The sequence below is a fragment of the Roseateles amylovorans genome (assembly GCF_025398155.2).
Classification (GTDB): domain Bacteria; phylum Pseudomonadota; class Gammaproteobacteria; order Burkholderiales; family Burkholderiaceae_C; genus Roseateles; species Roseateles amylovorans.
Genome location: NZ_CP104562.2, coordinates 542,715 through 567,728 on the forward strand (window position 1 = coordinate 542,715; position 25,014 = coordinate 567,728).

Below are 25,014 nucleotides of genomic sequence, written 5' to 3' on the forward strand. Positions count from 1 at the left end.
ACCAGGACGACTGACATGATGACCGCAACGACGATGGACACCACGAGGGATTGGGAACTGCTGAGCGAGCACCGCTCGTTCGGCGGCGTGCAGCGTTTCCATCGGCACGAATCGACCGAGATCGGATTGCCGATGCGGTTCGCCCTGTTCGTGCCGCCGAGCGGTGCAAAGGGCCTGCTGGTGTTTCTGGCGGGGCTGACCTGCACCGAAGAGACTTTCACGATGAAGGCGGGCGCCCAGCGCCGGGCGGCGGAACTCGGGCTGGCCCTGCTGATGCCGGACACCAGCCCGCGCGGCGAGGCCGTGACGGCGATTCCAGGCGCGTCCGACGCCTGGGACTTCGGCCTCGGTGCCGGTTTCTACCTGGATGCGACCCAGGCCCCCTGGGCTCGCCACTGGCGCATGGAGAGCTACCTGATGAAGGAGCTGATTCCGCAAGTGCAACGCGCCTTGGGCCTGGATCGCGCACGCACCGGCGTCTTCGGCCATTCGATGGGCGGGCACGGCGCGTTGACGCTGGCTTTGCGGCATCCGGGGGCGTTCGCGTCGCTGTCGGCCATCGCACCGATTGCCGCGCCCAGCCGCTGCCCATGGGGCGAGAAGGCGTTCACCGGCTATCTGGGGGCGGACCGCGAGGCGTGGCCGGCCCATGATGCCTGCGCGCTGCTGGAGCGGCAGACGTCGGTGCCGTGTCCGGCGGGGGTGCTGGTCGACCAGGGCCTGAGCGACAAGTTCCTGGCCGAGCAGCTTTATCCGGAGGCGCTGGAATCCGCCTGCGCGCTGATCGGACAGCCGCTGACACTGCGCCGGCATGAGGGCTACGACCACGGCTACTACTTCATTGCCAGCGTGGTGGACGACCATCTGACGCATCACGCCCAGCGATTGGGTCTCTGAGCCCGGGCGCGGTACTCAGGCCGTCGGGCCGGGGGCGCGACGATCGCGCCGTCCATGATGAAGAAGGCCCGCACATGTCGCGGGCCTTTCGCCTTGTGGAGCCGCACCGCGCCGGGCCGCGAACGCCGCAGGGGGCATATGCCGCCGCTGCCCGACGGCGCCGGCCCCCAGGGCGATCATTGAATGCGCTTGACGCGGATCGGGAAGCTCAGACCGTCGATGCTCATGAAGAAGCCGCTCATGAAGCCCGGTTTGATGACGACTTGCGGTTGCTTCAGCGGTGCAATGACGGTGCCCTCATCGAGCAACTGCCAGATCTGGCCATTGGCCAGCGTCACTCGGTCATTGCGGTTCCAGCCGCTGAAATCGCGGGTGAGCGTGCTCTTGAGTTCCGTGGGCGCCGCGGCCGCGCGGGCGGGCTGGCCGAAGTTGTCTGCCGACGGGGCGGCCGGAGCGGCAGCGGTCGGCGCGGTGCCGACGGCCGCTGCGGCAGGCGCCGTGGCGCGACTGGCCGAACGGGCGTCCTTGAGCGCCCGGGCCGCCTGATCGAAGCAGGCCAGACGAGGGCCGTCCTCGGCGATGTTGAGGCAGCGCAGCAGATCGGCCTCGCTTTGCGCGTGCGCGCTGGCGCCGGCGGCCATCAGCAGGGCCAGGGCGACGCGTTTCATCGGGGTGTTCGAGGAGGCTTTCAGCGGCGATTGCGGCGGGGTCGTCATCGGTATCGTCATCGGTATGGTCATCGGTGCCATGGGGCGCGACTCATCTGGCGTCCGGACAGCGGACGGGTCTGTGCAGAGCTTATCGGATCGGCCGTCCCGGCAGGCTTCGGGGATGCCCCGTGGCGTACGCACGGCGGCTGTGACGTGGCCGATGCGGCCCGGGCCCCGACATCAGGGACAATCGCCCGATGGCTGTCCTCTCCCTCACCAATGCCCATCTCGCCTTCGGTCACGTGCCGTTGCTCGACGGTGCCAATTTCTCCCTTGAGACCGGCGACCGGGTCGGTCTGATCGGCCGCAACGGCACCGGCAAGTCGTCGATGCTCAAGATCCTGGCCGGCATCGAGAAGCTCGATGACGGTCTGCTGCAACTCGAAAAGGGCCTGACCAGCGTCTATGTGCCGCAGGAGCCCGAACTGCGGCCCGAGGCCAGCATCTTCGACGTGGTCAGCGAGGGCGTGGCCGAGGCCAAGAGCCTGCGCGCCCGCTACGAGGCGCACGACGAGAACGATGACCTCGGCTGGGTGCAGGAACGCATCGAGCAGATCGGCGCCTGGAACTGGGAGCAGCGGGTCGACGAGACCCTGCACCGTCTGGACCTGGACGGCGCTCGCCTGGTGGGTGAGCTCTCTGGCGGCTTGAAGAAGCGGGTGGCGCTGGCCCGGGCCCTGGTGGCCCAGCCGGATGTGCTGCTGCTGGACGAGCCGACCAACCATCTGGACCTGGACGCCATCCGTTGGCTGGAGGAGCTGCTCAACGGCTTCAAGGGCTCGCTGCTGCTGATCACCCACGATCGCGCCTTCCTGGACAACGTGGCCAACCGCATCGTCGAACTCGACCGCGGCCAGCTGCGCGGCTACCCCGGCAACTTCGCCGCCTTCCAGGCCGCCAAGGCCTATGAGCTGGAGAACGAGGCGCTGGCGAATGCCCGCTTCGACAAGCTGCTCGCGCAGGAAGAGGTGTGGATCCGCAAGGGCGTGGAAGCGCGGCGGACCCGCAGCGTGGCCCGTGTGCAGCGGCTGCAGCAGATGCGCTCCGAGCATGCCGCGCGCCGCGACGTGCAAGGCAAGGTGCGGCTGGATGTGGCCACCGGCGAATCCAGCGGCAAGATCGTGGCGCAACTGGAGAACGTCAGCAAGCGCTTCGGCGATCGCCTGATCGTCGACGACTTCAGCGCCACGCTGCTGCGCGGCGACAAGGTCGGCCTGGTGGGCGCGAACGGCGCGGGCAAGACCACCTTGCTGAAGCTGATCCTGGGCGAACTGGCGCCCGATGGCGGCGAGGTTCGGCTGGGCACCAAGATGTCGGTCGCCTATTTCGACCAGATGCGCGATGCGCTCAATCTCAATGCCACGCTGGCCGACACCATCAGCCCGGGCAGCGAATGGATCGAGATCGGCAACCAGCGCAAGCATGTGAAGAGCTACCTCAGCGACTTCCTGTTTTCACCGGCGCGGGCGGAATCCCCGGTCTCCAGCCTCTCCGGTGGCGAGCGCAACCGGCTGCTGCTGGCCCGGCTGTTCGCCCGTCCCGCCAATGTGCTGGTGCTGGATGAGCCGACCAACGACCTCGACATCGAGACGCTGGAGCTGCTGGAGGAACTGCTGGCCGAGTACGAAGGCACCGTGTTCCTGGTCAGCCACGATCGGCGTTTCCTGGACAACGTCGTCACCTCGACCATCGTCAGCGAAGGCCAAGGCCGCTGGCGCGAGTACGAAGGCGGCATCGAGGACTGGCTGATCCAGTCCCGCCGCTCGGCGGAGATCAAAGCCCGTCAGACCCCGGCCGCCGCACCGGCGCCCGCCGCCGCGCCGGCGCCAGCGCCGGCCCCGGTGGTGGCCACCAAGCGCAAGCTCAGCTACAAGGAACAGCGCGAGCTCGATGAACTGCCGAAGAAGATCGCTGCGCTGGAGACCGAGCAGAAGCACCTGAATGCGCTGCTCAACGGCAGCGAGCTGTACACGCAGGGCGCCGCCCGCATCGCTGAAGTGACCCAGCGTGCTGGCGAAATCGACGATGAGCTGCTGGCGCTGATGGAGCGTTGGGAAGCGCTCGAGGCGAAGTAGGCCCAGCGGGGCGCGGGCCCGCATGAACTCTCTCTGTCGGCGAGTGACCCAGGAGGTCATTCATCGATGGGGGATGCCCATGTGGCCAGTGCCGCGGTTTTATCTGTTCGAGCCTGACCTCGCTTTCTTTGGTGAAGCGGACGCAGGCACCGGGGGCGTCCGTTTTCGTTCCTCACCGGGGCGAGTCGAGACGAATCGGGCATGCGGACCGGTGCACGCCTGATGAGGCGGCAGGGCGGTGGCGAACCGGCGGGACGTTGCCGCTCGATCGGGCGCGGGCGGTCAGACCACCGCCTCGCGCCTCGCGTGGACCCCGTCAGTTTCTGGCGGAGAGCTCACCCAGACCGGCGAAGCGCACCGTGACCGTCGTGCCCGGGGCCAGGTCTTTCGCGACCCGCCAGGCCCCGGTGGTGACCACGCTGCCGGCGGGCACGGTCTGACCCCTTCGCGTGGCGAATTGCAGCCAGCCGGCCATCACCCACGCCGGGTCATTGAGCCCATGGCCGCCCACGCCGCCCAGCACCGCCGCCTCACCGGCTTGCAGCTCGCACGCCTGCGTCGACCAGTCCCGGCCGGGCGTCCAGGCCTGCCAAGGACCCAGGGCCAGCGCGCCATGCGTCTGGGCATCGGCCAGACGCAACAGGGCGTCGGGCTGCGTCCCGGGCTGCCAGCGGCTGGACAGCCACTCGATGCTCACGCACATCGCATCGATGAGGTGCTCGGCTTGTCCCGGGCGAAGTTCAGCGGCCATCTCCGGCGTCACATCCTGACCGAGCCGCAGGGCGATTTCGGCTTCGGCACCGAACAGCCGCAGGTCACCGAAATCGCCCCCGTTGCGCAGCCCGCGAACTTCCCGCACGCCGGACGGCGCCAGCGGCGATTGGCCCAGCGCCGCGTCCCGAGAGGCACCGCCGCATTTCCAGAACTGGGGGCGGCCCGGGGACAGCCACTGCAGCCCCGATGCCAACTCGGCCTGCGCCTGATAGGCCGCCGCCTCATCGGGCAGTGACCAGTCTGCCGGATCCAGGCAGGTGCCAGAGGTCCAGGCCTGAGCCAGTGCGGCGCCGAGCGCCTGGGCGGGGGTGGGGGCGGAGTCGGGTGGGAGCGTCATGGGCGCCGATCTTAGACGCGTCAGGTGCCGGCGCCGGGCGGCGCCACGATGCGGGCTTCAGCGGCGCAACGCGTCCCGCGCCTTCTCCAGCGCTCGCCAGAAGCGCGCATCCTGCGAGGTGGCGAAATTGATCCGCATCAGCGTACCCGGCTGGCGGGTGGGGCTGAACAGGATGCCCGGCGCGATCAGCCATCCCTGGTCCAGCATCGGCTGGGCCAGCCGCTCGGTGTCGACGCCCACATCCACCCAGCCGAACAGGCCCGCAGGCGCGGCGGCGAATCGGCAGCCGGCCTCTTCAGCCAGCCGCACACAGCGCTGGCGGGCCGCTTCCAGCTTGGCGGCGACCCGCTCGGCATGGCGCCTCAGCAGCCCCTGGTCCAGACACAGCGCGACCGCGCGATCCATCAGCGGGCTGGTGGTGAGCGAGGCCAGCAGCTTGAGCTCGGTGAGCTGCGCAATGCGCTCCGGGCTGGCCGCGATGAAGCCCACCCGCCAGGCCGGAGACAGCATCTTCGAGAAACCGGAGATGTAGAGCGTGCGCCGCAACTGGTCGAGCGCGGCCAGGCGCGGTGCGTGGTTGGGCGCGAACAGGGCGTAGGTGTCATCCTCGACGATCAGCAGATCGGCCTCGTGCGCGATCTGCAGCACCTGATGCGCATGGGCCAGGCTGAGCGTGGCGCCGGTGGGGTTGTGCAGCACCGAGACCGTCACATACATCCGGGGTTGGTGTTCCGCGATCAAGCGCCGCATGACGGCCAGGTCCGGGCCCTGTGCGCCGCGAGGCACCGGCAGCAGCCGCATGCCGGCCTGCGACAGCCGCGCATATTCAATCGCCCAGCCGGGTTCGTCGACCAGCACCGCATCGCCAGGCTTGAGGAAGGCGCGGGTGGTCAGGTCCAGCCCATGGGTGGCGCCGACGGTGGTCATGATCTGGTCGGACTCGGCATGGATGGCGATGTCCAGCAGCCGGCGCGACAGCGCACGGCGCAGGCGCTCGTCGCCCAGCGGCTCGCCGTAGCCGGAGAGCAAGGCATCGTCGGCCTGCGCGGCCAGTCGCCGCAGCGTCGACTGCAGCAGCCCCAGGTCCAGCCACTCCGCCGGCAGGGTGCCCAGCCCGGGCGAGCGGCGGGCATCGGCCTGGAACATGCCGCGGATCAGCGCGCCCGCGTCGACCGGCGGCGGCAAGGGTGCCTGCGCGGGCGTGTCGTGGGCGGTGGGCGTGCGGATCGATTGCGGTCGGGTTTCGCGAACGAAAAACCCACGCTTCTTGCGCGCTTCCAGCAGACCCTGCGCCAGCAACTGGTCGTACGCCGCCACCACGGTGTAGGGACTCACCCCGTGGTGCCGGGCGCAATCCCGCACCGACGGCAGTCGGGCGCCCGGCAGCAGCAGCCGCTGCTGGATGCGGGCCGCAAAGCGTTGGGCGAGTTGCTGCGCCAGCGGCTGGCTGGCATTGCGCGACAGGACCGAGGGACCGGTCCGCGCGGCGGCTGTGCTGGTATCCATGCCAATACAGATGAAGCGCTGATGCGGTCCAGTGTATTGGTTCTGTGTTGGTCGACGCCACTAGACTGAGGCTCAGTGATGCAGAGCGGCACAAGCGCAGAAGACCTTCGCTGCCTGAATCCGGAATGTTGAATCCCGGATCACGGATCACGAGTCACGAATCACGAATCACCAATCAAGATCCACCCGCGACCCCCGCAGTCGGAGACACACCATGAATCGCAGTCCCTGGACCCAGGCTCGACGCGCCGCGCGCATGAACCCGTCCATCATTCGAGAAATCCTGAAGGTCACCGAGAAGCCGGGCGTGCTGTCGATGGCCGGCGGTCTGCCGTCGGCGGACACCTTCCCGGTCGAGGCGATCCGGGCCGCCTGCGACCGGGTGCTGAGCACCCAGTCCAAGGAAGCCCTGCAGTACGCCGCCAGCGAAGGGCTGGCACCGCTGCGCGCCTGGGTGGCCGAGAAGGTGGCCGCGCTGGGCATCCAGGCCAGTCCGGACCAGGTGTTGATCACCAGCGGGTCCCAGCAGGGTCTGGACCTGGTGGGCAAGCTGCTGTGCGATGCCGGTGCGCCGGTCGCGGTCGAGACGCCCACCTACCTCGGTGCGCTGCAGGCCTTTTCGCCGTATGAGCCGATCTTCGCCAGTCTGGCCAGCGATGAGGAAGGCCCGTTGCCCCAGGCCATCGAGGCCCTGCCGCATGATGCGCCGGGCACCCGCTTCGCCTACCTGCTGCCCAACTACCAGAACCCCACCGGCCGGGTGATGGGGCAGGCCCGCCGCGAAGCGGTGGTGGCGGCCGCGCGCAAGGCGGGCGTGCCCATCGTCGAGGACAACCCCTACGGCGACCTCTGGTTCGATCAGGCCCCGCCGCAGTCGCTGAGCGCGCTGTGGCCCGAGGGCAGCATCTACCTGGGCTCGTTCTCCAAGGTGCTGACGCCGGGCTTCCGCCTCGGCTACATCGTGGCGCCGACCGAGCTCTATCCCAAGCTGCTGCAGGCCAAGCAGGCCGCCGATCTGCACACGCCCGGCTTCAACCAGCGGGTGGTGTACGAGGTGATCAAGGACGGCTTCCTGGACCAGCATGTGCCCAAGATCCGCGCCCGCTACAAGGCCAATCGCGATGCGATGGCCGCGGCCCTGCGGGAGGCGCTGCCGCCCGGCTGCGAATGGCGCACGCCGGAGGGCGGCATGTTCTTCTGGATCCGTCTGCCCGAGGGGCTGGACGCGATGGCGCTGCTGCCGCATGCGGTCGAGGCCGGCATCGCCTATGTGCCGGGCGCCGCGTTCTATGCGCACCATCCGGATCCGCGCACGCTGCGCCTGTCCTTCGTCACTCTGACCCCGGACCTGATCCGCGAAGGCGTGGACAAGCTGGGCCGGGTGCTGCACGAAGCGCTGGCCGCGGCGGAAGCGCCCACGCCGTGACCCCCGTCGGGACCGGCGCCGGCGACGCTCCGCCAGTGACGCCGCCGCCCGCCGAGGATGTGTCGCCGCGGTTGGATGACGCCTGGACCGAGGCCGACCTGGCCGTCGTCCATGACGTCATCCGCCGGACCTACTGGGCCGAGGACATCCCGCTGGAGGTGATGCGACGCGCCATGGCGGGCTCGCTCAATCTTCTGATGCGCAGCCACTCGGGCGACCTGATCGGCTACGCCCGGGTGGTGACCGACCGGGCCACCTTCGCCTATCTGTGCGACGTGTTCGTGCTGGAAGGCCGTCGCGGTCAGGGCTTGGGCGATTGGATGATCGGACAGGTGGTCGCTCATCCCGCGCTTCAGGGACTGCGGCGCTTCTCGTTGTTCACACGCGACGCCCACGCCCTCTACGCCCGCCATGGGTTCACCCCCCTGGCCACCCCGGACCGTGGCATGGAGATCGTGCGCCCGGGTCTGTACCGCTCGCATCCGCCACAGCCTCCCCGCCCGAACTGAGGATCGTCTATGTCCACCCCTTCTCAAGTCCCGCAACTGCGCCGCTTCGTCCAGGTCGACGTGTTCACCCAGGAGGCCTTGAAGGGCAATCCGCTGGCGGTGGTCGTCGACGGTGCGGGCCTGGACGAGGCCACCATGGCCTCGTTCGCCCGTTGGACCAATTTGTCCGAGACCACGTTCCTGTTGCCCCCGACCGATCCGGCGGCGGACTATCGGGTGCGCATCTTCACGCCGGTGGGCGAGTTGCCATTTGCCGGTCATCCGACCTTGGGATCGGCGCATGCCTGGCTGGCGGCCGGGGGCGATGCCAAGAAGCCGGGCGTGGTGGTGCAGGAATGCGGCATCGGCCTGGTGCCCATCCGCCGCGACGGCGCCCGGTTGGCGTTCGCCGCGCCGCCGCTGCTGCGCGAGGGGCCGGTGGAGGCTTCGGTGCGGCACCAGGTCTTGCGCGCGTTGCGCATCGGGGACGAGGAACTGCTGGATCTGGTGTGGATCGACAACGGGCCGCAGTGGATGGTGGCGCGCCTGGCTTCGCCGGATGCGGTGCTCGCGTTGAAGCCTGATTTCGTGTCAATGGCGGGACTCAAGGTGGGTGTCGTTGCCGCTTATCCTCCAGGTTCGCCGCAGGATTTCGAGGTCCGGGGCTTCGTGCCGGGGCTGGGCATACCGGAAGACCCGGTCACCGGCAGCCTCAACGCAGGTCTGGCACTATGGCTGCAGGGCGCCGGTCTGGCGCCCGATCGCTACGTGGCCGCCCAGGGCGCTGCCTTGGGCCGCGCCGGACGAATCCATGTGGTGCGCGAGGGGGGACATTGCTGGATAGGCGGCGATGTCACACCGTTGATCCACGGTCAGGTGAGGTTGTGAAGCCATGAGCATGGAAGTCGATCATCTCGTTGTCGCCGCAAACACGCTGGAGGAGGGCCGCGCCTGGTGCGAGCAGGTCCTGGGCGTCGCGCCGCAACCCGGCGGGCGCCATGCGCTGATGGGCACGCACAACGTGCTGCTCAACATCAGCGCGGCGAACTACCCGCGGTGCTATCTGGAAATCATCGCCATTGATCCGGAGGCGCCGCCGCCGGGCCGGGCCCGCTGGTTCGATCTGGACCAGCCCGCCGTGCGCGAGCGGCTCAAGGAGGGGCCGGCCCTGTTGCACTGGGTCGCCCGCGTGCCCAACCTGGACGCGGCGCTGGCCTACTGGCTGGGCGAGGGCGTGGATGCCGGCCAGCCGATCGAAGGCTCACGCGGTGACCTGAGCTGGCGACTGGCCCTGCGGGAGGACGGCCGTCGGCTTCGCAAGGAAGGCCTGCCGACGCCGATCGAATGGCAAGGCGATGCCCATCCCACCGACAAGCTGCCCGACAGTGGCGTGCAACTGCTGACGTTCGAGGCTCGGGATGGTCTGAGCGCCACCTTGTCCACGCCCAAGGGCGAGGTCGAGCTGCAGGCGATCGAGGCCACCCTGGCCTGACTGCGCCGTTGGCGGCCGGCCGTTGCCGTCGCATCGAGGATGTTGAATGAGTACGGTGGATCTGTTTCGCGATGATGCGCAACGGCGTGAGTGCACAGCGACCCTGCTGCGCGCCGATGAGCGGGGTCTGCTGCTGGACCGCACCGTCTTCTATCCACAGGGTGGCGGTCAGGCCGGAGATGCGGGTGAACTGACGCTGGGCGACGGTCGGGTGATCCGCATCGTCGACACCCGCAAGGGCGACGGTGGCGAGATCCTCCATCTGCCGGCGCCGGAACAGGCCTTGGCGTTGGAGGGCCTGGTGCCCGGCCTGCCGGTGACAGCCCGCATCGACTGGGCCCGTCGCCATGCCCACATGCGCTTCCATACCGCCACGCATCTGCTGTGCGCGCTGGTGCCGCACCCGGTGGATGGCTGCTCGATCACGGCGGGCTATGCGCGCCTGGACTTCCACATGACCGATGCGCTGGACAAGGACACGCTGACCGCCGGGATCGCGCGCCTGGTGGCGCAGGCCCAACCGGTCCGCCATCGGTGGATCACCGATGAGGAGCTGGATGCCAACCCCGGGCTGGTCCGCAGCATGAGCGTGCAGCCGCCGCGCGGCAGCGGGCGGGTTCGGCTGCTGGAGATCGAGGGCATCGACCTTCAACCCTGCGGCGGCACGCATGTGGCCAACACGGCGGAGATCGGCGACGTGGTGGTCACCAAGATCGAAAAGAAATCCGCCAAGACGCGGCGCGTGGTGCTGGGGTTTGCGTCTCCCGTCGTACCGGCCGTGGCGGGCGTGGGCACGTCTTGTGCCGCATCTGAGGTGATCACCCCTTCGACAGGAGCTTGCGCATGACGACCGCTTCCTTGCGTGTGCTGGGCCGGGCCGCTTCGATCAATGTCCGCAAGGTGTTGTGGACCGGCGTGGAACTGGGCCTGGATGTACAGCGAGAGGACGTCGACGTCACCAGCGACGACTTTCGCGCACTGAATCCGAACGCGATGATGCCGGTGCTGATCGATGCCCGCGTACCGCGCGCCAGCACGGTTGCCGGTGAGGCGCCGGTGCTGCAGGGCGGTGTGTCCGGCGCGCCTGGCGCGGTCTTCTCGATGTGGGAAAGCAACAGCATCTGCCGCTATCTGGTCGACCAGGAAGGGCGCGTGGACCTGCTCCCCACCGCCGCCAGGGAGCGGGCGCTGGTGGAGATGTGGATGGACTGGCAGGCCACTGAACTGAACAACAGTTGGCGCTATGCCTTCATGGGTCTGGTGCGTCGCAGCCCTGCGCATCAGGACGCAGCGCAACTGGCGGCCGGCGTGGCCAACTGGAATCGGCACATGGGCATCCTGGCCGGGCAGTTGCAGCGCAGCGGTGGGCCCTTCGTCCTGGGCGCACGTTTCACCTTGGCCGATGTCGTGCTGGGTCTGTCCACCCACCGCTGGCGGTCTGCGCCGATCGAGCATGCCGCGCTGCCGGCGCTGGAGGCCTATTACCAGCGGCTGTGCGAACGGCCGGGGTTCTTTGTCTACGGGCGGGATGCCGGGCCTTGAGCGACCGCGTCGGGCGCGTGTCGCGCTTGAGGGCGTTCGTGGCGTGCGGCTGACGTGTGGGTCTGCGCCGCAATGATTCGGCGCTTTGGCAAACGCGGGCGCGTCCCGTCAAGCTGGTGCGCTGTCTCGGATACGGTGCATTGCCAGTCGGCCGATGCGCTCGCTAAACTTGGGCTGTGGATACCCCTGAGATATCGCTGATCACGCCCGATTCGCCGGCGTTGTGGGAAGAAGCCCGCGTCATCTTGCGTGAATATGCGCAAACGCTGAACGTTGACCTCTGCTTCCAGAACTTCGAGCAGGAGCTCGCCAGCCTGCCCGGCGAATACGCCGATCCGCAAGGCGCGTTGCTGCTGGCTACGGTGGACGGCCAGGTGGCGGGATGCGGCGGCTTTCGTCCGCTGGCGGATGTGGACTACGCCAATGCCTGCGAAATGAAGCGGCTGTTCGTGCGGCCTGCCTTCCGACGTTTCGGATTGGGCCGCACCATGGCGCACGCATTGATCGATCGCGCCACCGGCGCTGGCTATTCCAGCATGCTGCTGGATACGCTGGACGACATGGAGGCGGCTCGTGATCTCTACGACAGTCTGGGCTTCGTCGAGATTCCACCCTACTACTTCAATCCGATCGCCGGTGCGCACTATCTGAAAGTGGATTTGGTCTGAGCGGCTGTCGCCAGCCCATTCGCGCCGCGCATTGAATTCTTATGGGTTTCTCGCAGTTACCGGCATAGCATCGAGCGCATGTCGACGCAGAACCCTCACACCCCTGGCGCACTGGATGTTTCCACTGCGGCCACCGCCACCGCCTCCACCTCCGACGCCTTCTTCCAGATCGAACCGGCCTCGCTCACCCCGGCCCTGCTGGGGGAGTCGCCGTTCTGGCATCCGCGCCAGCAGCGCCTGTACTACCTCGACATTCCGGGTCATGCGCTGTTTCGCCTCGATGACGGCGCGAGCGAACCGCAGCGCTGGGCCCTGAATGACGAGCCCGGCTGCGTGGTGCCTCTGGCGCAGGGCGGCCTGCTGATTGCGCAGCGCAATGGGCTGTGGCGTTTCGATCCCGATGCCGGCGATTACGAATGCCTGGCCGAGCCGCCCTATGACGCCAGCAAGCGCCGATTCAATGACGGCAAGGCGGATGCGCAAGGTCGTCTGTGGGTCGGCACGATTGACGATGCACGCCAGCCGGAATCGGCGCTCTATGTCTTTCGGCATGGGCAATTCGAGATGGTGCAGTCCGGCATCACCACCTCCAATGGACTGGCCTGGAGTCCGGACGGCAAGACGATGTATTGGTCCGACACCAAGGCGCATGAGGTCTACCGTTTCGCGTTCGACGAGTCCTCCGGCACCTTGGGTGATCGTGAGTTGTTCGCGCGCTTCGAGCCGCGCGCGGCGGACCAGCCGCTGTTAACCTATGGCGGGCGGCCGGACGGTGCAGCGATGGATGTGGAGGGCTGCTACTGGGTCGCGATGATGGAGGGGCAGCAGCTGTTGCGCTTCTCGCCAGAAGGCCTGCTGCTTCAGCGCATCGAACTGCCGGTGCGCTGCGCCACGATGCCGACCTTTGGTGGTGCAGATCTGCGCACGCTTTTCGTCACCACTGCACGAGAAAAGCGCAGCGAGGAAGAGCTGGGCGCACAACCTTGGGCCGGTTGTGTGTTGCGCATGCGCGTGCCGGTGGCGGGTTTGCCGGTGCAGTTCGCCAAGCTCGACTGATTCGTGCCTGCCGCACCCAGCGCAGCGACGTGATGCAGGAGCGACGCATGCAGCTCGATGCGAGCGGGTGACGACCGAGTGTGAGGAATGCGTCCGAGGCGGGCGCATCGCGGTCTGGGCGATGTCGAGGCCGACGGGCGGGCGTCGCCCACCGGCACGGTGCACCGGGACGCTTTGGCGCCCTAGACGTTCTGCGCACGCGCTGTCAAGTTCGCGCGGGATGACGCACGACTGGCTCTGTTAAGGGCCTGTAAGCACAAACCACATATACTCTTGGGGTTTTGCCGCCTGCCCCCTTGCTGCTGTGAATCCCGATCCCGTGGGTGCCGACCCTGTGCGCGCGCCGAACATGTCGAATGTGCCAAGCGTTCGCGATGTTCCAGAAGCGCCACTGACGACACCGACGACGGTGCCGAAGGCCTTGTCGCCTGACGCTGATGTGCGCCGCCACTCGTTGGCGGACCCGGATCCCTGGGAAGAACAGCCTGCAGGACTTGCGGACGGTGAATCTGCTTTCAAGCCCCTGACGCGAGAACAAGCCCAGGACTTGCGAGCCCGGCAACCGGCGTTGTCTCCCTGGTCCCTGGTGGGCTGGCAGGCGATGGCGGGTGTCGTGATGGTTGCTGGATGGGGTCTGTGGACCCTGCAAGGCGACAAAACCTGGTCGGCGCTGTTCGGTGCCGTCTCGGTGGTGGTGCCCAACGCCTTGATGGCGTGGGGGATGACCCGGCGATCAGCGATGGCTGGCAGCGCTTCGATGCTGTCGTTCATGGTCTGGGAGCTGATCAAGATCATTCTGGCGGTCGCCATCCTGGTGGCGGTCGTCCTGCGGTACCCCGCCTTGAGCTGGCCAGCCCTGCTGTCAGCCCTGGTGGTGTGTCTCAAAGCAAATTGGCTGGTCCTGCTTCGGCAGGGTCGAATCAGAAAATAGCGACGGAAAGCAACCATGGCAGCAGAAGGACACGCGCCGACTTCGGGTGAATACATCACCCACCACTTGCAGCACTGGCAGAAGAACTTCGCCTTCGAGGACGTGAAGCAGACGAGCATCGTCGACTTCAGTGTCTTCAACTTCGATTCGCTCATTTACTCGACGGTTCTGGGCCTCCTGGCCGTGTTCCTGTTGTGGCGCGCCGCCCGCAAGGCCCATTCGGGCGTGCCGGGCCGCTTCCAGGCTGCCGTGGAAATCCTGGTCGAGATGGTCGACAACCAGGCCAAGGCCGTGATCCACAACGAGAAGAGCCGCCGCCTCATCGGCCCGGTCGCCCTGACCGTGTTCGTGTGGATCTTCTTCATGAACTTCATGGACATGCTGCCGGTTGACTGGCTGCCGTCCCTGTTCGCCAATCACGTCGCTCACGATCCGGCCCATGCGTATCAGCGCGTCGTGCCGACCGCCGACCTGTCGACCACGCTGAGCCTGTCGACCTTCGTGCTGGGCCTGGTGTTCTTCTACAGCCTCAAGATCAAGGGTCTGGGCGGCTGGGGTCACGAGCTGATCTCGGCCCCGTTCGGCGCTCACCCGGTGCTGTGGCCGTTCAACTTCGCGATGCAGGTCATCGAGTTCGTCGCCAAGACGGTCTCGCACGGCATGCGGCTGTTCGGCAACATGTTTGCCGGCGAACTGGTGTTCATGCTGATCGCCCTGATGGGCGGCGGTTGGGCCCTGACTGGAACCGGCATCGGCCTGGCCATCGGCCATGTGCTCGCCGGTACGGTCTGGACGCTGTTCCACATCCTGGTGATCACGCTGCAGGCCTTCATCTTCATGATGCTGACGCTGATCTACCTGGGTCAGGCGCACGACGCGCACTGATCTGGCGTCAGGCGTCGACAGTTCTTTCGAATCTCCCTTTTTTCCCTTCCTTTTTATCTAACTCTCTCAGGAGCAAAACATGGAAAACATCCTCGGTCTGGTCGCTCTGGCTTGCGGCATCATCGTTGGTCTGGGCGCGATCGGCGCTTCCATCGGCATCGCGCTGATGGGCGGCAAGTTCCTGGAATCGTCGGCTCGTCAACCCGAGCTGATGAACGAACTGCAAACCAAGATGTTCATTCTGGCCGGCCTGATCGACGCCGCCTTCCTGATCGGCGTTGCGATCGCCCTGCTGTTCGCCTTCGCCAACCCGTTCGCTGCGACTCTGCTGGCCAACGTTGCTCGCTGATTCCCCTCGAACCTTTCACGACTGAAAGGATCGTGCCGTGAATATCAACGCAAGCCTGTTCATTCAGTGGATCCCGTTCGCCGTTCTGGTGTTCGTCACCATGCGGTTCATCTGGCCGCCGATCGTGAAGGCGCTGGACGAGCGCGCGGACAAGATCCGCTCGGGTCTGGCCGCCGCGGACCAGGCGAAGGCCGAATTGGCCACCGCCAACAAGAAGGTCGACGAGCAACTGGCGCAGACCCGCAACGAAACGACCAAGCTGCTGTCCGACGCTGAGAAGCGCGGCGCTGCCATCGTGGAAGAAGCGAAGAAGCGCGCGGAAGAAGAAGCCGCCAAGATCGTGGCTGCTGCCAAGGCCGATGCCGAGCAGCAGACGGTGCGTGCCCGTGAGGTCCTGCGCGAGCAGGTTGCCGCACTGGCCGTCAAGGGCGCCGAACAGATCCTGCAGCGCGAGGTCAATGCCAGCGTGCATGCCGAATTGCTGGGCCGTCTCAAGACGGAGCTGTAATCATGGCTGAACTCGCAACCATTGCCCGTCCCTACGCCGAAGCCCTGTTCCAGGTGGCGTCCTCCCAGGACGTCAAGGCCTGGGCAGAGCAGCTCGCCGCGCTGGCCCTGGTCGCCCAGGACAGCCAGCTGCGCCAGTTCGCCGAAGACCCCAAGGTCGACACCGAACAGGTGTTCCAGGTGATGGCTGCCGCTGCGAAGCTGCAGCTGTTGCCCGGCGTGCAGAACTTCCTGCGCGAGGTGGTGACCAACGGCCGTCTGGCCGCGCTGCCGGCGATGGTCCAGCAGTTCCACGACCTGGCCAACGCGGCTTCCGGCGTGGCCGACGCGCACATCTTCAGCGCCTTCCCCATCGAGCCGGCTCAGCTGGCCGAGGTGGTGGCAACGCTGGAGAAGCGCTTCGGTCGCAAGCTGCAAGCCAATGTTGAGCTGGAGCCTGGCCTGATCGGCGGTATCCGTGTGGTGGTCGGCGACGAGGTGCTGGACACCTCGGTGAAGGCCCGCCTGGAACGCATGAAAGTGGCGCTGACCACCTGAGGCTTCGGCCTCAGGTGTCAGTCCCGACTGCCAAGATCCCCCCGATTCACCCTGGTGTCCCGCTTCGGTCGGATGCCGTTGGGAGCAAGCAATGCAACTGAATCCTGCTGAAATTTCCGAACTGATCAAGAGTCGCATCGAAGGCCTCGGCGCTTCGACGGACGTCCGTAACCAGGGCACCGTGGTGTCCGTGTCGGACGGTATCGTCCGCGTGCACGGCCTGTCCGACGTGATGCAAGGCGAAATGCTGGAGTTCCCGGCTGCCGCCGACGGCAGCCAGAGCTTCGGCCTGGCGCTGAACCTGGAACGCGACTCCGTGGGCGCCGTGATTCTGGGTGCCTACGAGCACATTTCCGAAGGCGACACCGTGAAGTGCACGGGCCGCATCCTGGAAGTGCCGGTCGGCCCCGAGCTGATCGGCCGCGTGGTGAACGCCCTGGGTCAGCCGATCGACGGCAAGGGCCCGATCAACGCCAAGATGACGGACGTGATCGAAAAGGTCGCTCCCGGCGTGATCGCCCGCAAGTCGGTGGACCAGCCGGTGCAGACCGGTCTGAAGTCGATCGACTCGATGGTGCCCGTCGGCCGTGGCCAGCGCGAGCTGATCATCGGCGACCGCCAGACCGGCAAGACCGCCGTGGCGATCGACGCGATCATCAACCAGAAGGGTCAGAACATGACCTGCGTCTACGTTGCGATCGGCCAGAAGGCGTCGTCGATCAAGAACGTGGTGCGCGCTCTGGAAGCCGCCGGCGCGATGGAATACACCATCGTCGTGGCGGCCTCGGCCTCCGAATCGGCCGCGATGCAATATGTGTCGGCCTACTCGGGCTGCACGATGGGCGAATACTTCCGCGACCGCGGTCAAGATGCGCTGATCGTCTATGACGACCTGTCCAAGCAAGCCGTGGCTTATCGCCAGGTCTCGCTGCTGCTGCGTCGTCCCCCGGGCCGCGAAGCCTTCCCCGGCGACGTGTTCTATCTCCACAGCCGTCTGCTGGAGCGCGCCGCCCGCGTGAACGCCGAGTATGTGGAAGCCTTCACCAAAGGTGAAGTCAAGGGCAAGACCGGCTCGCTGACCGCGCTGCCGATCATCGAGACCCAAGCCGGTGACGTTTCCGCCTTCGTTCCGACCAACGTGATCTCGATCACCGACGGTCAGATCTTCCTGGAAACCAACCTGTTCAACGCCGGCATCCGTCCCGCGATCAACGCCGGTATTTCGGTGTCGCGCGTCGGTGGTGCGGCTCAGACCAAGCTGATCAAGTCGCTGTCCGGCGGTATCCGTACCGACCTGGCCCAGTACCGTGAGCTGGCTGCCTTCGCGCAGTTCGCCTCCGACCTGGACGCCGCGACCCGCAAGCAGCTCGACCGCGGTGCCCGCGTGACCGAACTGCTCAAGCAGGCTCAGTACTCGCCGCTGTCCATCAGCCTGATGGGCGCGACGCTGTACGCGGTGAACAAGGGCTTCATGGACGACATCGACGTCAAGAAGGTCCTGCCGTTCGAACACGGTCTGCATCAGTTCCTGAAGACCTCGCATGCCGCCCTGCTGACCAAGCTGGAAAACGACAAGGCGATGGACAAGGATGCCGAAGCCGAGTTGAACGCTGCGATCACTTCCTTCAAGAAGTCCTTCGCCTGATCATGAACCACCCCCGCCGCGCCGTGTGCGTGCCCTCTCTCACCGCGACCGCGCGGATCCGGCTCAGCCGGGTCGGTGCGGTCGGTGCGGGGGCATTCGCGCGGTGCGCGGTCAGCGATGACCGGTCGGGGAATTAAAAGGAGCATTCATGGCAGCAGGCAAGGAAATTCGCGGCAAGATCAAGTCGGTCGAGAACACCAAGAAGATCACCAAGGCCATGGAAATGGTTGCCGCTTCGAAAATGCGCAAGGCGCAGGATCGGATGCGCGCGGCCCGTCCGTATGCCGAGAAGGTCGGCAACATCGCGGCCAACCTGTCCAAGGCCAATCCGGAATATCGCCACCCGTTCATGGTGGCGAATTCCGAGGCCAAGACGGCCGGCTTCGTGGTGGTGACGACGGACAAGGGCCTGTGCGGCGGTCTGAACACCAACCTGCTTCGCGCTGCGACCAACAAGCTCAAGGAGCTTGAGGCTGCCGGCCAGAAGTCGGAAGTGGTGGCGATCGGCAACAAGGGTCTGGGCTTCATGAACCGGATCGGCGCCAAGGTCGTCGCGCATGCGACGCAGCTCGGCGACACCCCCCAGCTCGAGAAGCTGGTCGGCCCGGTCAAGACGCTGCTGGACGCTTATGCGGAAGGCCGGTTGTCGGCGGTCTATCTCTGCTACACCCGCTTCATCAACACGATGAGGCAGGAGCCGGTGGTGCAGCAACTGCTGCCGCTGACGGCCGAGTCGCTGGAGACGGACGCCGCCGGACATGCGTGGGACTATCTCTACGAGCCCGACGCCGCCACCGTGATCAATGAGCTGCTGGTGCGCTACACCGAAGCCCTGGTCTACCAGGCAGTCGCCGAGAACATGGCGTCCGAGCAATCGGCACGCATGGTGGCCATGAAGGCCGCAACCGATAACGCCGGCACCCTGATCGGTGAGCTGAAGCTGGTCTACAACAAGACCCGCCAGGCCGCGATCACCAAGGAGCTGAGCGAGATCGTCAGCGGCGCCGCCGCCATCAGCGGCTGATCGCCAGGCAACGCAAAGATTTGAATTGAAGGAACGAAAAAATGGCTAACACTCAATCGGTGGGCAAGATCGTTCAGTGCATCGGCGCCGTGGTGGACGTGGAATTCCCCCGCGACCACATGCCCAAGGTGTTCGACGCCCTGAAGATGGAAGGCACCTCGCTGACGCTGGAAGTCCAGCAGCAGCTGGGCGACGGCGTGGTGCGCACCATTGCGCTGGGTTCGTCCGACGGCCTGCGCCGCGGCACCGAGGTCTACAACACCGGCGACACCATCCAGGTGCCGGTGGGCAAGGCCACCCTCGGCCGCATCATGGACGTGCTGGGCAACCCGATCGACGAGCGTGGTGACGTCGCGAAGGACCAGATCGCCTCCATCCACCGCAAGGCACCGGCCTATGACGAGCTGAGCCCGTCGCAGGACCTGCTGGAAACCGGCATCAAGGTGATCGACCTGATCTGCCCGTTCGCCAAGGGCGGCAAGGTGGGTCTGTTCGGTGGCGCCGGCGTCGGCAAGACCGTGAACATGATGGAGCTGATCAACAACATCGCCAAGGCTCACTCGGGTCTGTCGGTGTTTGCTGGTGTCGGCGAGCGGACCCGCGAGGGCAACGACTTCTATCACGAGATGGCCGACTCCGGCGTCGTGAACCTGGAGAAGCTCGAAGACTCCAAGGTCGCGATGGTCTACGGCCAGATGAACGAGCCCCCGGGCAACCGTCTGCGCGTGGCGCTGACCGGCCTGACCATTGCCGAGTCGTTCCGCGACGAAGGCCGTGACGTGCTGTTCTTCGTGGACAACATCTATCGCTACACCCTGGCCGGTACCGAAGTGTCCGCGCTGCTGGGCCGCATGCCTTCCGCCGTGGGCTACCAGCCGACGCTGGCCGAGGAAATGGGCCGCCTGCAAGAGCGGATCACGTCGACCAAGGTCGGTTCGATCACCTCGATCCAGGCCGTGTACGTCCCTGCGGATGACTTGACCGACCCGTCGCCTGCCACGACCTTCGCCCACTTGGACGCCACCGTCGTGCTGTCGCGTGACATCGCCGCGCTGGGCATCTACCCCGCCGTCGATCCGCTGGACTCGACCTCGCGCCAGGTGGACCCGAACGTGGTTGGCGAAGAGCACTACAGCACCACCCGTGCGGTGCAAACCGTGCTGCAGCGCTACAAGGAACTGCGCGACATCATCGCGATCCTGGGCATGGACGAACTGTCGCCGGAAGACAAGCTGGCCGTGGCCCGTGCCCGCAAGATCCAGCGTTTCCTGTCGCAGCCGTTCCACGTCGCGGAAGTCTTCACCGGCTCCCCCGGCAAGTACGTGCCGCTGAAGGAAACCATCCGCGGTTTCAAGATGATCGTCAACGGCGAATGCGACCACCTGCCGGAACAAGCGTTCTACATGGTCGGGACCATCGACGAAGCCTTCGAAAAGGCGAAGAAGATCCAGTAAGCGGCGCATACGGCGCGCTGGCGGCGTTGCCGTGCTCGCCGGACTCGAGTCCGGCTGTGCGCGGCGCCTTGCCAGCACGCCGTCTGCTTGCTTACTGAACCTTCTTCCCTCGTGGCCGCGATCGCTTCGGGTTCCGTACTGCCGGGTGCGGCAGGACGGCGCTGTGGCGGTGGGCCTCGGTGGAGGGGGGTGGTCTTTTGAGCTCAGAAATAGGAAACGAAGATGGCAACGATTCACGTGAATGTGGTCTCCGCGGAAGAGCAGATCTTCTCGGGCGAGGCAAAGTTCGTGGCGCTGCCGGGCGAAGGCGGTGAGCTGGGCATCCTGCCCAAGCACACGCCGCTGATCACCCGCATCAAGGCGGGCGCGGTGCGCATCCAGCGCGCCGACAACGGCGAAGAGGAATTCGTCTTCGTCGCCGGCGGTCTTCTGGAAGTGCAACCCGGTCTGGTGACCGTGCTGGCCGACACCGCCATCCGCGGCAAGGACCTGGACGAAGCCCGCGCCGAGGCCGCCAAGAAGGAAGCCGAAGAAGCGATGAAGAACGCCAAGAGCGACATCGACTTTGCCCAGGCGCAAAGCGAATTCGCCGCGATGGCCGCCCAGATCGCCGCCCTGCGGAAGTTCCGCGCCAAGCGCTGATTCACCCCGCACCGTCGCGAGGACGCTCGCGGCATTTGTGCGACACCCCAACGGCAGGAAGTGCGAATTTGTCGCTTCCTGCCGTTGTTCTTTTCCGAAGTCCCCATTCGAGGGACGGCGACTGAATAAAGTCGGGGCGGCGATCCGGATCCACACCGGACGCTGAGAACGCGGTCTGCGGCATCGCCGCCGCATATTCCTAGAACGACCGCTTCATTGATCTACGAGGGAGTCTCCATGTCTGTTCACACCTGGGCCCGCAAGGCCACACTCGCGCTCGCGCTGACCGCCCTGTTCGGCTGCGCCACTGAGCAATCGCGCACCATCGAGGTTCCGCGCCCCGTCCCGACGGCGCCCAGCGCCAACCAGGGCCCGCGTGCACCGATCGCCGTCGGCAAATTCGAAAACCGCTCGAGCTTCATGCGCGGCATGTTCGCCGATGCGGTGGACCGCCTGGGCAGCCAGTCCAAGTCGATCCTGATTGCGCACCTGCAGCAGAGCAACCGCTTCAGCGTGCTGGACCGCGACAACCTCGAAGAAGCCCAGCAGGAAGCCAAGTTCAAAGCGGGTACGCTGAACATCAAGGGCGCGGATTTCCTGGTGACCGGCGCGGTGACCGAATTCGGCCGCAAGGAAGTCGGCGATCAGCAACTCTTTGGCGTGCTGGGCCGCGGCAAGAAGCAAGTCGCTTATGCGAAGGTCACCCTGAACGTGGTGAACAGCCAGACCTCCGAGGTCGTGTATTCCTCCCAAGGCGCCGGTGAGTTCGAACTCTCCACCCGCGAGGTCGTCGGCTTTGGCGGCACCGCCGGCTACGACGCCACCCTGAACGGCAAGGTGCTGGACCTGGCCATCCGCGAAGCCGTCAACGGCCTGGTCAGCGCCGTCGACAGCGGTGCCTGGAAGCCGCAAGCCCGCTAAGCCGCAGGAGATTTTTCATGATGATTCAAAAGACGCTGCGCGTGATCGCGCTGGCGGCGGCCGCTGCATTGCTGGCCGCCTGCGGAACCCCCCAGAAGCCCCTGTACCAATGGAGCGGCTATCAGAGCGGGCTGTACGACTACTTCAAGACCAACGGCACGAACGCTGGTGACCAGATCACCCAGCTCGAATCGCAGTTGATCAAGAACAAGGCGGCCAACGAAGCCACGCCCCCCGGCCTGCACGGTCATCTGGCGCTGCTGTACGCGAAGGTCGGTAACGACGACGCCGCCCGCGCGCACCTGGAGGCCGAACGCGCCTTGTTCCCCGAGTCCGCTGGTTATGTGGACTTCCTGCTGAAGAAATCCAGCCCCAAGACGGCCGCCGTGGCGGCGTCCGGCGTTTGATCCGCGTGATCCAGGAGCCATTCACATGACCCAACTGTTCACCCTGATCCGTCGCCTGGGCGCCGTGGCCGTGCTGGTCGCGCTGACCGCCTGTGCCTCGACCTCCAAGCCCTACGACTACACCGCGCTGAAGGCGGCCAAGCCCGCCTCGCTGCTGGTGCTGCCGCCGGTCAACGACACGCCCGACGTCGCGGCGACCTACGGCGTGCTGTCCAACCTGACGATGCCGCTGGCCGAGGCCGGCTACTACGTGCTGCCGGTGTCGCTGGTCGACGAGTCGCTGCGTACCAACGGCGTGACCTCGCCGGTGGACGCGCATGGCATCGACCCGACCAAGCTGCGCGACATCTTCGGTGCCGACGCCGTGCTGTACGTGACCGTCAAGCAGTACGGCTCCGTCTACAAGGTGATCTCCGCAGAAGCGGTCGTCGCGGTGGAGGCCCGTCTGGTGGACCTGCGCACCGGCACGCTGCTGTGGGACGGCAAGGCCACGGCCTCGACCGCCGAACAGAACAACAACAGCGGCGGCGGCCTGGTCGGGCTGCTGGTCAAGGCCCTGGTCGACCAGATTGCCAACAACCTGTCGGATCGCAGCTACCAGGTGGCCGGCATTGCCGGTAGCCGTCTGGTGAACGCCCCCAATGGTCTCCTGCCGGGTCCCCGTGCCCGCGTGACTGTGAAAAACTAAGGGCCTGGCCACCGGCTCACCCACCCACCGGCCCCAAGCCGGTGGGTTTTCTTTTTTTCAGGCATGAGCACTCCGATCTCCATCACCCGTCACCAGGGCCTCGAAGCCCTCGAACTCGTCGCCCCTGACGGCGCCCGAGCCACCTTGCTGCTGCATGGCGCCCATCTGGTTTCCTGGATCCCGGCCGGCGCGGACGAGCAGCTCTATCTCTCCCCCAAGAGCGCCTTCGCCACTGGCCAAGCCATTCGCGGCGGCGTGCCGGTGATCTTTCCGCAATTCGCCACGCGCGGGCCTTTGCAGCGCCACGGCTTCGCCCGCGGCAAGCCCTGGCAGTTGGTCACCGCAGAAAGTGGCAAGGACGACGCTCTGGCGGTGCTCCGCCTGAGCGACGACGGCGCCACCCGCATGGTCTGGCCTCATGCCTTCGAGGCCGAGATCAGCGTGCGCATCGCCGGTCGGGCGCTGGAGATCGAGCTCGCCTGCGAAAACCGTGGCGAGGCGCCGCTGTCCTTCACTGCAGCGCTGCACACCTATCTGCGGTTGACGCGCATCATGTCCGCCTCGCTGCAAGGCCTGTCGGGGCTGGCCTACTGGGACTCGGCGCGCGAGCGTGCGGGCACCCAGCAGGAAGACTTGCTGCGCCTGGATGGCGAGATGGACCGCATCTACCAGGACCTCAAGCACGACCTGACCCTGCGCGACGATGACCGCCGGGTCCGCATCCGCCAGCAGGGCTTTGCCGACGCCGTGGTCTGGAATCCGGGCGAAGAGAAGGGCGACGCGCTCGCCGACATGCCGACGGGTGGCTGGAAGCAGATGCTGTGCGTCGAAGCGGCGCAGGTGCTGCGTCCGATCGAACTGGCGCCCGGCGAGAGCTGGGCCGGCATGCAGAGCCTCGAACTGATCTGAGCGTCGGCCGCCGGTGCGACACCGGCGGCGCCTGATCTGGCGTCTGCGGTGCGGCCCGACGCCGCGGCGCGGTTAAGCTGTCCCTTCCACGCTTCGTGGCCGCCATCGGCTGCGCAGATTCGGCGCGACGTCATCGAACGGAGGACGCATGGGAGACAAGGGCAACTCGACGGACAAGGCCAAGAAGACGGCCAAGCAACGTGACCAGGACAAGGGCAAGGCCAAGGCCAAGGCCAAGGCCAGTGACCGGTCCACCGAGCCGAAGAGCGGGAAGGCGCAAGAGACGCCCTCCAAGAGCTTGAAGGCTTCGAAGGCGTCGACGTCATCGACGTCATCGACGTCGGCGCCTCCTGCCGACAAGAAGCTCTCCAAGTCGGACTACCTGGACCAGCTGCAGCCGTTGCAGATCGAACTCAATGCCATGGCGCGCTGGTTGCAGCATGCCAAGCGGCGTCTGCTGGTGATCGTCGAAGGACGTGACACGGCGGGCAAGGGCGGCGTGATCAATGCGCTGTCGGAAACCCTCAATCCCCGCCAATGCCACACCGTGGCGCTGGGCAAGCCCAGCGACCGTGAACAGGGCGAGTGGTACTTCCAACGCTATGTGCCGCACCTGCCGTCCAACGGCGAGATGGTGCTGTTCGATCGCAGTTGGTACAACCGCGCCGGCGTCGAAACGGTGATGGGCTTTTGCACCCCCGAGCAGACCCAGGACTTCCTGCGGCAGACACCGGTGTTCGAGCGACTGCTGGTCGAGGACGGCTTGCTGCTGTTCAAGTATTGGCTGACCGTCGATCAGGCGCAGCAGGAAGAACGCTTCGCCGAGCGGGCCGAGGATCCCCTGAAGCGCTGGAAGCTGTCGCCGATCGACATCGATGCCCGCGCGCATTACGAGGCCTATGGCCAGGCGCGCGATCGGATGCTCGAGGCCACCCACACGAAGCACGCGCCGTGGACCTTGGTCGATTTCAACGATCAGCGGCGCGGTCGCCTGACGCTGATCCGCCACCTGCTGCACCACCTGCCTGACGTCACGGTACCGGACGCGCCGATCGAGTTCCCACCGCTCAAGCGAAAGCCGCTGCGAGAGCAGTTCGGCACCAAGCTCAAGCCGATCCGAAGTCTGTAGCGTCCCCGACGCGGT

At 66.4% G+C, this 25,014-nt stretch carries 27 protein-coding genes; 24 read left to right on the plus strand and 3 right to left on the minus strand.

Features of this window, described 5'->3' with window-relative positions; genetic code table 11:
- The first annotated feature begins 15 nt into the window (after positions 1–15).
- A complete protein-coding gene (gene fghA, locus N4261_RS02330) occupies positions 16–897 on the plus strand; it encodes an S-formylglutathione hydrolase (protein WP_290428845.1) in 882 nt (293 codons plus the stop codon).
- Positions 898–1,073: 176 nt separating this feature from the next.
- Here fghA and N4261_RS02335 read toward each other — a convergent pair whose 3' ends face one another.
- Positions 1,074–1,565 (minus strand): hypothetical protein, encoded by a 492-nt coding sequence (locus N4261_RS02335; protein ID WP_261758629.1) that lies wholly within the window; start codon positions 1,563–1,565, stop codon positions 1,074–1,076.
- 239 nt (positions 1,566–1,804) lie between these two features.
- On the opposite strand from N4261_RS02335, the gene N4261_RS02340 reads away from it, so the two are divergent.
- On the plus strand, positions 1,805–3,682 hold the full coding sequence (locus N4261_RS02340) for an ATP-binding cassette domain-containing protein (protein ID WP_261758630.1): 1,878 nt from the start codon (positions 1,805–1,807) through the stop codon (positions 3,680–3,682).
- 316 nt (positions 3,683–3,998) lie between these two features.
- Here N4261_RS02340 and N4261_RS02345 read toward each other — a convergent pair whose 3' ends face one another.
- Both N4261_RS02345 and N4261_RS02350 read right to left on the minus strand, forming a co-directional pair.
- Positions 3,999–4,793, minus strand: coding sequence for a fumarylacetoacetate hydrolase family protein (locus tag N4261_RS02345; protein WP_261758631.1), 795 nt, complete (start codon positions 4,791–4,793; stop codon positions 3,999–4,001).
- Positions 4,794–4,850: 57 nt separating this feature from the next.
- On the minus strand, positions 4,851–6,299 hold the full coding sequence (locus N4261_RS02350) for an aminotransferase-like domain-containing protein (RefSeq protein ID WP_261758632.1): 1,449 nt from the start codon (positions 6,297–6,299) through the stop codon (positions 4,851–4,853).
- Between the two features lie 214 nt (positions 6,300–6,513).
- On the opposite strand from N4261_RS02350, the gene N4261_RS02355 reads away from it, so the two are divergent.
- The 22 genes from N4261_RS02355 (at position 6,514) to ppk2 (ending at position 24,999) form a co-directional block, all read left to right on the plus strand.
- The gene (locus tag N4261_RS02355) at positions 6,514–7,725 is read left to right on the plus strand and encodes an aminotransferase-like domain-containing protein (RefSeq protein WP_261758633.1); all 1,212 of its coding nucleotides are present in this window, start codon (positions 6,514–6,516) and stop codon (positions 7,723–7,725) included.
- Positions 7,722–8,234, plus strand: a complete 513-nt coding sequence (locus N4261_RS02360) for a GNAT family N-acetyltransferase (protein ID WP_261758634.1) — start codon at positions 7,722–7,724, stop codon at positions 8,232–8,234. The genes N4261_RS02355 and N4261_RS02360 overlap by 4 nt, the downstream gene beginning before the upstream one ends.
- A 9-nt stretch (positions 8,235–8,243) precedes the next feature.
- On the plus strand, positions 8,244–9,101 hold the full coding sequence (locus tag N4261_RS02365) for a PhzF family phenazine biosynthesis protein (protein ID WP_261758635.1): 858 nt from the start codon (positions 8,244–8,246) through the stop codon (positions 9,099–9,101).
- Positions 9,102–9,105: 4 nt separating this feature from the next.
- Positions 9,106–9,705 (plus strand): VOC family protein, encoded by a 600-nt coding sequence (locus N4261_RS02370; protein ID WP_261758636.1) that lies wholly within the window; start codon positions 9,106–9,108, stop codon positions 9,703–9,705.
- Between the two features lie 46 nt (positions 9,706–9,751).
- Complete coding sequence (locus N4261_RS02375; RefSeq protein WP_261758637.1) at positions 9,752–10,552, plus strand: alanyl-tRNA editing protein; 801 nt, start codon at positions 9,752–9,754, stop codon at positions 10,550–10,552.
- Entirely contained in the window at positions 10,549–11,247 is a 699-nt protein-coding gene (locus tag N4261_RS02380) for a glutathione S-transferase C-terminal domain-containing protein (RefSeq protein ID WP_261758638.1), read from the plus strand. The genes N4261_RS02375 and N4261_RS02380 overlap by 4 nt, the downstream gene beginning before the upstream one ends.
- A 176-nt stretch (positions 11,248–11,423) precedes the next feature.
- Positions 11,424–11,915 carry a GNAT family N-acetyltransferase gene (locus N4261_RS02385; protein WP_261758639.1) on the plus strand — a complete coding sequence of 164 codons (492 nt, stop codon included), beginning with the start codon at positions 11,424–11,426 and terminating at the stop codon, positions 11,913–11,915.
- A 78-nt stretch (positions 11,916–11,993) separates the two neighbouring features.
- A complete protein-coding gene (locus N4261_RS02390; protein WP_261758640.1) occupies positions 11,994–12,971 on the plus strand; it encodes an SMP-30/gluconolactonase/LRE family protein in 978 nt (325 codons plus the stop codon).
- Positions 12,972–13,275: 304 nt separating this feature from the next.
- Positions 13,276–13,902, plus strand: a complete 627-nt coding sequence (locus N4261_RS02395) for an ATP synthase subunit I (protein WP_261758641.1) — start codon at positions 13,276–13,278, stop codon at positions 13,900–13,902.
- A gap of 15 nt (positions 13,903–13,917) precedes the next feature.
- Complete coding sequence (gene atpB, locus N4261_RS02400; protein ID WP_261758642.1) at positions 13,918–14,787, plus strand: F0F1 ATP synthase subunit A; 870 nt, start codon at positions 13,918–13,920, stop codon at positions 14,785–14,787.
- Positions 14,788–14,866: 79 nt separating this feature from the next.
- Positions 14,867–15,136, plus strand: coding sequence for a F0F1 ATP synthase subunit C (atpE, locus tag N4261_RS02405; RefSeq protein ID WP_261758643.1), 270 nt, complete (start codon positions 14,867–14,869; stop codon positions 15,134–15,136).
- 37 nt (positions 15,137–15,173) lie between these two features.
- Positions 15,174–15,644 carry a F0F1 ATP synthase subunit B gene (locus N4261_RS02410; RefSeq protein WP_261758644.1) on the plus strand — a complete coding sequence of 157 codons (471 nt, stop codon included), beginning with the start codon at positions 15,174–15,176 and terminating at the stop codon, positions 15,642–15,644.
- A 2-nt stretch (positions 15,645–15,646) separates the two neighbouring features.
- Positions 15,647–16,180 carry a F0F1 ATP synthase subunit delta gene (locus tag N4261_RS02415; RefSeq protein ID WP_261758645.1) on the plus strand — a complete coding sequence of 178 codons (534 nt, stop codon included), beginning with the start codon at positions 15,647–15,649 and terminating at the stop codon, positions 16,178–16,180.
- Between the two features lie 91 nt (positions 16,181–16,271).
- On the plus strand, positions 16,272–17,825 hold the full coding sequence (gene atpA, locus N4261_RS02420) for a F0F1 ATP synthase subunit alpha (RefSeq protein WP_261758646.1): 1,554 nt from the start codon (positions 16,272–16,274) through the stop codon (positions 17,823–17,825).
- Positions 17,826–17,973: 148 nt separating this feature from the next.
- Positions 17,974–18,849: a F0F1 ATP synthase subunit gamma gene (atpG, locus tag N4261_RS02425; protein WP_261758647.1), complete on the plus strand. Its 876-nt coding sequence runs from the start codon at positions 17,974–17,976 to the stop codon at positions 18,847–18,849.
- A gap of 41 nt (positions 18,850–18,890) precedes the next feature.
- Positions 18,891–20,303 (plus strand): F0F1 ATP synthase subunit beta, encoded by a 1,413-nt coding sequence (gene atpD, locus N4261_RS02430; protein WP_261758648.1) that lies wholly within the window; start codon positions 18,891–18,893, stop codon positions 20,301–20,303.
- A 222-nt stretch (positions 20,304–20,525) separates the two neighbouring features.
- Positions 20,526–20,945 (plus strand): F0F1 ATP synthase subunit epsilon, encoded by a 420-nt coding sequence (locus N4261_RS02435; RefSeq protein WP_261758649.1) that lies wholly within the window; start codon positions 20,526–20,528, stop codon positions 20,943–20,945.
- Positions 20,946–21,182: 237 nt separating this feature from the next.
- Entirely contained in the window at positions 21,183–21,866 is a 684-nt protein-coding gene (locus tag N4261_RS02440) for a CsgG/HfaB family protein (protein ID WP_261758650.1), read from the plus strand.
- A 17-nt stretch (positions 21,867–21,883) separates the two neighbouring features.
- Complete coding sequence (locus N4261_RS02445) at positions 21,884–22,273, plus strand: DUF4810 domain-containing protein (protein ID WP_261758651.1); 390 nt, start codon at positions 21,884–21,886, stop codon at positions 22,271–22,273.
- 25 nt (positions 22,274–22,298) lie between these two features.
- Positions 22,299–22,961 carry a DUF799 domain-containing protein gene (locus N4261_RS02450; RefSeq protein WP_261758652.1) on the plus strand — a complete coding sequence of 221 codons (663 nt, stop codon included), beginning with the start codon at positions 22,299–22,301 and terminating at the stop codon, positions 22,959–22,961.
- Positions 22,962–23,024: 63 nt separating this feature from the next.
- Positions 23,025–23,870 (plus strand): D-hexose-6-phosphate mutarotase, encoded by an 846-nt coding sequence (locus N4261_RS02455; protein ID WP_261758653.1) that lies wholly within the window; start codon positions 23,025–23,027, stop codon positions 23,868–23,870.
- Positions 23,871–24,018: 148 nt separating this feature from the next.
- Positions 24,019–24,999, plus strand: a complete 981-nt coding sequence (gene ppk2 / locus N4261_RS02460) for a polyphosphate kinase 2 (RefSeq protein WP_261758654.1) — start codon at positions 24,019–24,021, stop codon at positions 24,997–24,999.
- Positions 25,000–25,014 lie beyond the last annotated feature (15 nt).